At 67.1% G+C, this 3419-nt stretch carries 4 protein-coding genes; 1 reads left to right on the forward strand and 3 read right to left on the reverse strand.

Annotated features, from left to right (window positions below; translation table 11 throughout):
- Window positions 1-440, reverse strand: a 440-nt coding sequence (locus HUK82_RS15385; RefSeq protein WP_176614781.1) for a signal recognition particle receptor subunit alpha, incomplete at its 3' end; no start/stop codon positions are given.
- A gap of 247 nt (window positions 441-687) precedes the next feature.
- Between HUK82_RS15385 and HUK82_RS15390 the strand changes: the two genes are divergently transcribed.
- Entirely contained in the window at window positions 688-2499 is a 1812-nt protein-coding gene (locus HUK82_RS15390) for an amidohydrolase (RefSeq protein WP_246495046.1), read from the forward strand.
- Window positions 2500-2597: 98 nt separating this feature from the next.
- Here the strand turns inward: HUK82_RS15390 and HUK82_RS15395 are convergent, their stop codons facing one another.
- Together HUK82_RS15395 and HUK82_RS15400 are read right to left on the reverse strand one after the other, a co-directional pair.
- Window positions 2598-3119, reverse strand: a complete 522-nt coding sequence (locus HUK82_RS15395) for a Spy/CpxP family protein refolding chaperone (protein ID WP_176614782.1) — start codon at window positions 3117-3119, stop codon at window positions 2598-2600.
- Between the two features lie 122 nt (window positions 3120-3241).
- Window positions 3242-3419 (reverse strand): PhoU domain-containing protein (locus HUK82_RS15400; protein ID WP_305144415.1); only part of this gene is annotated, 178 nt, incomplete at its 5' end.

The following is a 3419-nucleotide window of genomic DNA, read 5'->3' on the forward strand; positions in this document are numbered from 1 at the left end:
AGCTGGGCGGCCGGGCGCTGCGTGTCCAGACTGGCGAGGAGCACGCGCTTGCGCTCGCGCCGGGCCAGCCGCAGGGCGATCTTGCCCGACGTCGTCGTCTTGCCCGACCCCTGCAAACCCACCATCAGCACCGGAACCGGCGGCACGGCGTTCAGGTTGAGGGGCACCGCGCCAGCGCCGCCCAGAGCGTCGATCAGGGCGTCATTGACGATCTTGGCGACGGCCTGACCGGGCGAGATGCTGTCCAGCACCTCATGCCCGACGGCACGCTCGCGCACCTTGGTGACGAAGTCCTTGACGACGGGCAGAGCCACGTCCGCGTCGAGCATCGCAAGGCGAACCTCGCGCATCGCCTCGGCGACGTCGGCCTCCGACAGGGCGCCCCGCTTGGAGAGCCCGTCGAATACGCCGGAAAGCTTGCCTGAGAGTGCTTCGAACAAGAAGGCCTCATCCCAAAAGATAACGCGCCACTGCGCGAGCCTTCGCGGTGTGGCGTGACATGGATATGGGGGCGGTCTACGCGCCCGGCGGGTGGGATGTCAAGCACTGCGCACCCGCGCCGGGCCCGCGACGCGGTGTCGCACTCCATATTTCATTTCGGTTTTTTGACGAAACGCGCTTCGGCCCGTTAAGGGGACAGCACCCGTGCCCGTCGGCGCGCGCCGTCATTGCGAAGGAGTCCCGCCGTTGCACCGCTTTCGCCTCCACTGGCTCCTGCCCCTCGCGACCGTCCTGCTCGGCGCGGGCGGGGCGGCTGCCGCTTCATCGCCCAGCGCCGACAGCGTGCTGGAAAACGGCTTTGTCTATACCGTCGACCCGGCGGATCACGTCGCGCAGGCACTGGCCGTCCGGGACGGCCGGGTGATCTATGTCGGCACGACCGGCGGGGTAAAGCGTTTCGTCGGCCCCTCGACACAGGTGATCGACCTCAAGGGGCGCATGGTGATGCCCGGACTGGTCGACGGGCATATGCATCCCCTGGCAGGTGGCCGTCTGCTGATCGGCTGCTCCCTCGATTACCAGCCCCTGACCGTGCCGGACTTCCAGAACCGGATTCGCGCGTGCCTTGCCGACCCGCGTCAGCCCAAGCCGAAGGGCTGGCTGATCGTCAACAGCTGGTTTCAGGAGGCCATGCGCCCCGCGGGCACGGTGCTGGACAAGTCGGTCCTCGATGCGATCGCCCCGGACACGCCTATCATGGTCCAGTCCTCCTTTTTCCACTCCTTCCTGCTGAATTCCGCTGCCCTGAAGAGGGCCGGCATCACCGCCGCCACCAAAGCCCCTGCCGGCGGGGCGATCCTTCACGACGCACAGGGCGCGCCGACGGGATTGCTTGAGGACACCGCGGCCACGCTCGTGAACGCGGTTTTGCCGGCCCCGTCGGACGAAGACGACGTCCACGCGGCCGACGCCGCCCTGCGCGCGATGCGCCATCAGGGCGTCACCAGCTTTCTCGATGCCTGGGCCGAGGACCCCGACCTGAAAGCGTTCACGGCCCTCCAGCGCCAGGGGCGCCTGACCGCCCGCGCGCATTTCGCCGTCTGGGTGGACCCCAAGGACGCCGGCGATCCCGCCAAGGTCGTCGCGCATCTGCGCGAACAGGCGCGAAGCTTCGACCAGGGCGCCCTCGGGACGACACCGGGGATTTCCGTGCGCAACGCCAAGCTGTTCATGGATGGCGTGATCGCGGCACCCGCCCTGACGGGCGTGGAGATTGACCCGTACTACGTCAATCGCGGCACCGTGGACCATCCGGACTGGCAGCCCGGTACCTCGCGCGGCCCCGCGCCCTACTTCCCGCCCGCCGAGCTTGCGCCGCTTCTGCGCGCCATCGCGGACGCCGGGTTCGATCCCCACATGCATGCCGACGGGGACGGCGCGGTGCGTATCGCGCTCGATGCCGTGGCGGCCGTGCGCAAGGCGGAACCGGGCGTGGACATGCGACCGGCGATCGCCCACGACGAACTGGTCGCCCCCGCCGATCGTGGACGTTACAAGCCGCTCGATGCGGTCGCGGTGCTGTCCTTCCAATGGGAAAAGCCCGCGCCCGATACGATCGACTCCGGCCGGGATTATCTGGGTCCCGAGCGCTTCGCGGACATGGAGCCGGCCTCCCTTCTGGAACGCACCGGCACCCGGATCGCCTATGGCAGTGACTGGCCGGTGGACAAGCTCGACGAATGGTTCGCGCTCAAGGTCGGGGCCACCCGCCGCAACGCGCCCGACTCCGATCCGCGTTACCGTGGCCAGCTCGGTGCCCAGCCGCCGCTGTCGCGTCCCAGCGTCCTGCGGGACATCACGATGAATTCGTCGTGGGAACTGCGATCGGACGACCAGACCGGCTCCCTCGAGAGCGGCAAGCTCGCCGACCTGATCGTGCTGGACCGCAACGTCCTGCGGGTGCCGGCCGATGACATTGCCAACACGCACGTCATGTTGACGATGGTGGGCGGCCACATCGTCTACAGCGACGGGCGTGTCGCCCCGGCCAGAGACTGACGGCGGCCGGCCAGACATAAAAAAGGCTCCGACGGCGCAATCGCCGTCGGAGCCCGAACGTCCCCCGGGGGGTCAAGGCCGGGGGTGCGCGCAATGGCTCACTCGCCGCCATGATCCATCGGCGGATGGGGTGGCCGCGTCAGGACATCGAGCTGTTCGGTCAGGCTGCGGATCTTGGCCTGGTTCTGCTGGGCAAGCTGCAGCTGCTCAGGTGTCAGGACGTCGTGGATCTTGATGGCGATCGCCAGACGATCGGCCTCTTCCTGCGTGTGGAGCGCGTCGATCTGGCGGCTCAGGTCCTGAAGTTTCGCCTCATCGACCTTGCCGGGCGTGAACAGAAGCGCCTCGATTTGCTGATGCAGCGACTCGGCCTGCTTCCATGATGCCTCGTCCGGGTGATGGGCCGACTTCATGATGTCCTGAATCTGCTTATGCTGGGCGGGCGTCAGATCCACGCCCTGCAGCAGCGGCATGAACATGTGGCCGTGCGGCCCGAAATGGCCGTGTCCACCCATCCCGCCCGGTGGAGGTGGCGGCGGCGCGGCATTGCCCCCCTGTACGCCCACAAGGGCCAGCCCCGTAAGAACGGTCGCGGCAGCCCAAAGGTTTTTGCGCTTCATCTCTGTCATCTCCAAAGGATCACGCGGAAACCACGCCCCGCGTTCAGGAGACTATAAATAGGGCCCAACCGCCTGAAATCAGGCGATGATGATACGAAATGTAAGGTTTTCCACCCGCATTATCACACGGATGGCGCGTCGGCAGTACCCGTTCCATCGCCCGTTGCCGCACCGCGCCGCCGAACACCACGCGGCCGCATGGTGGGCAGCATGTTTCCCGTGGCGGCGTAGAAGACACGTTCGGCAATGTTGGTGGTGTGATCGCCGATGCGTTCGAGGTTCTTGGCGATGAACAGCAGA

The organism is Ameyamaea chiangmaiensis (assembly GCF_013376175.1).
In the GTDB taxonomy this organism is placed as follows: Bacteria; Pseudomonadota; Alphaproteobacteria; order Acetobacterales; family Acetobacteraceae; genus Ameyamaea; species Ameyamaea chiangmaiensis.